At 57.2% G+C, this 2,187-nt stretch carries 3 protein-coding genes and 1 pseudogene; 2 read left to right on the top strand and 2 right to left on the bottom strand.

The genetic code is table 11. From position 1 onward, the window contains the following. Positions 1 to 52 precede the first annotated feature (52 nt). Both DBR23_RS29025 and DBR23_RS29030 read left to right on the top strand, forming a co-directional pair. On the top strand, positions 53 to 502 hold the full coding sequence (locus DBR23_RS29025) for a carboxymuconolactone decarboxylase family protein (RefSeq protein WP_108500344.1): 450 nt from the start codon (positions 53 to 55) through the stop codon (positions 500 to 502). Positions 503 to 556: 54 nt separating this feature from the next. Beyond that, complete coding sequence (locus tag DBR23_RS29030; RefSeq protein WP_255581939.1) at positions 557 to 1,057, top strand: LysR substrate-binding domain-containing protein; 501 nt, start codon at positions 557 to 559, stop codon at positions 1,055 to 1,057. A gap of 105 nt (positions 1,058 to 1,162) precedes the next feature. On the opposite strand, the gene DBR23_RS29035 is transcribed toward DBR23_RS29030, so the two are convergent. After that, complete coding sequence (locus DBR23_RS29035) at positions 1,163 to 1,675, bottom strand: DUF3617 family protein (RefSeq protein ID WP_146191482.1); 513 nt, start codon at positions 1,673 to 1,675, stop codon at positions 1,163 to 1,165. Continuing rightward, positions 1,672 to 2,187, bottom strand: a pseudogene (locus DBR23_RS29040) (type II secretion system protein GspD); the annotation flags it as partial. The gene DBR23_RS29035 and the pseudogene DBR23_RS29040, both read right to left, overlap by 4 nt.

A 2,187-nucleotide genomic window follows, 5' to 3' on the forward strand; every position in this document is an offset into this window, starting at 1 on the left:
TTGAACTCGCGGCTGAATGTCCTTCTTCTCTCCATGAACCACCTCCGGTTTCATCTTCCACCTTAACAAGGTGTCATCGAAACCGGCAGCAGCCCAGGCTGCTGGAACGCTGCACCACTTCGTTACCAAGAGCACTGGCCTACCGAGTTTGCTGACTCACCTAGTCTTCCTGCGTGTGTCGCAGATCAATGGTTGCGCGCACTGCATCGACATTCATACGCGTGACCTACTTGCTGAAGGCATGTCGGTTGAAAAGCTGGTACTCATCCCTGTCTGGCACGAGGCCCAATACCTATTCTCTGAACAGGAGCGCGCGGCGTTGGCGTGGAGCGAGGAAGTCACGCTGGTGAGCGAGACTCACGCTTCAGATGAGGCCTATTCGGCCGCATTGGCCGCATTCGGAGAGAAGGATCTGGTGGACCTGACTCTCACGATTGCAGCCATGAATGCCATCAATCGCATGGGCATAAGCTTCCGCATGAAGCCTCGTGCCAAGTCGTAAGGCGGCGGACAAGCCGCGATTACGGGGCTGAACGGCTCGCCCCAGACGCGCGTTTTGGGTACATCGGGGCGACTCGACATGATTGTGGTGAACCGCTATGGTTCCACTGCACTGCGCGGCGAGGACGTATTAGGAAAGGTCGAAACCTTCCTGATTGGCAAGACAGGCCACCCAAAATTCGCCGGAGAGACCGTACCGTTTCGCGCACTTAGCGGCGTCCCCATGGTGCTACCTGCCGTGCCCAATGGCCTGCGCACCACGTTAGACGTACTTTCGCGTCGCCACAACGTGACGCTTGACATCGTCATGGAAGTTGACACCGCGACCGCCATGAAGGACGTTGCGATCAGTGGGCACGCCTTTACGTTGCTGCCAATCACAGCAGTGGCGCAGGAAGTGGAGGCCGGCGTGCTGAGCGCCTGCCGTGTCACAAGTCCTGGTATTCGCCGGACCATCGCGTTGAGTCTGACGCGCCAACGGCCATTGTCCGAAGGGGCTCGACTGGTGGTGACACGCCTGAGGTTGCTTGTTTCAAAGTTGTTGTCGGTTACTTAGAGGTTTTGTTTACTTTATAGAGAAGCCCGCCATCGCCGCGATGGACTTCGCATTTATTTGAAAGGCGCCAATCAGCACTCATAAATTTCAGCAGAGAACGGGGACTCATGAGCAGTCACCGACGCGACGTGCTCGCACGCCGTGCTGAATTGAGCGAGCCATGAAACCCATCTTCAGCTCCAGCGTTTCCTGAAGATCCACCTGCTCCGGCGAGAGCATCGTCGCGCTACCGTTTCCAGCCATCTTTGGCTCTTCACAACTTACCGTCCAGGCAGAGCTAGCGCCATCCCGGCGAACTTGTGAATACTCACATTTCGGTGACTTTAAGCTTGAAGCGTCGTCGCTTGGCGGCGGTGAGGCCTGGATAAGTGCCTTTTCAGGAAGCGCTCCCAGCGTTTCCGCCGAAAGGCACACTGTTCGGGTCCGTTCCCCGTCACCGCCGAATGGGACACCTTTGTACGTACTCGTCAGTTCCCATTTTCCCGGCATCACAGGGGTCTGCGCGAAAACGCTGGCCGGTGCGGCAACAACGAGACAGAGGGCAATTCCAAAATTAACCAATCGCATAAAAACTCCTTTGCGTGGACACGTTGATGAAACAAGTTTGAAGACATTCACCGTGGCGAGAGTGCAGGAACCACTGGCATCGATGTTTCCGGCAGAACCTGTGTGGCATCCCACGGCAACTCGCGCTGGCGCGCACCGATGAAGTCGTAGCGGTCAAGAGAAATCGCGTTGAGGGCGTCCTCATCGCGCATCACGACCGGTCGAAGGAAGACGAGCATGTTGGTCTTCTTACGCGTGCGGCTCATGGAACGGAAGAATCCACCCAAAACGGGGAGCTCTCCGAGCACCGGCAGGCGTGCCGCATCGCTGGTGTAGCTATCCTCGATAAGACCGCCTAGAACGATGATTTTTCCGTCGCCCACCACCACCGATGATTCAATGGCACGTTTATTGGTGGTCGGGCCCGCATTGGTCGTTCCAGGCGAGGTGCTGGATGAAACCGATGAAGCCTCCTGGTAGATCGACAGGCGCACAGAACCGCTCTCGCTGATCTGGGGGCGGATGCGCAGCGTGATGCCCACGTCCTTGCGCTCGATGGTCTGAAACGGATTGCTGCTGCTGCT

Origin of the sequence: Acidovorax sp. HMWF018 (assembly GCF_003061035.1) — a bacterium.
Taxonomy (GTDB): Bacteria; Pseudomonadota; Gammaproteobacteria; order Burkholderiales; family Burkholderiaceae_C; genus Acidovorax; species Acidovorax delafieldii.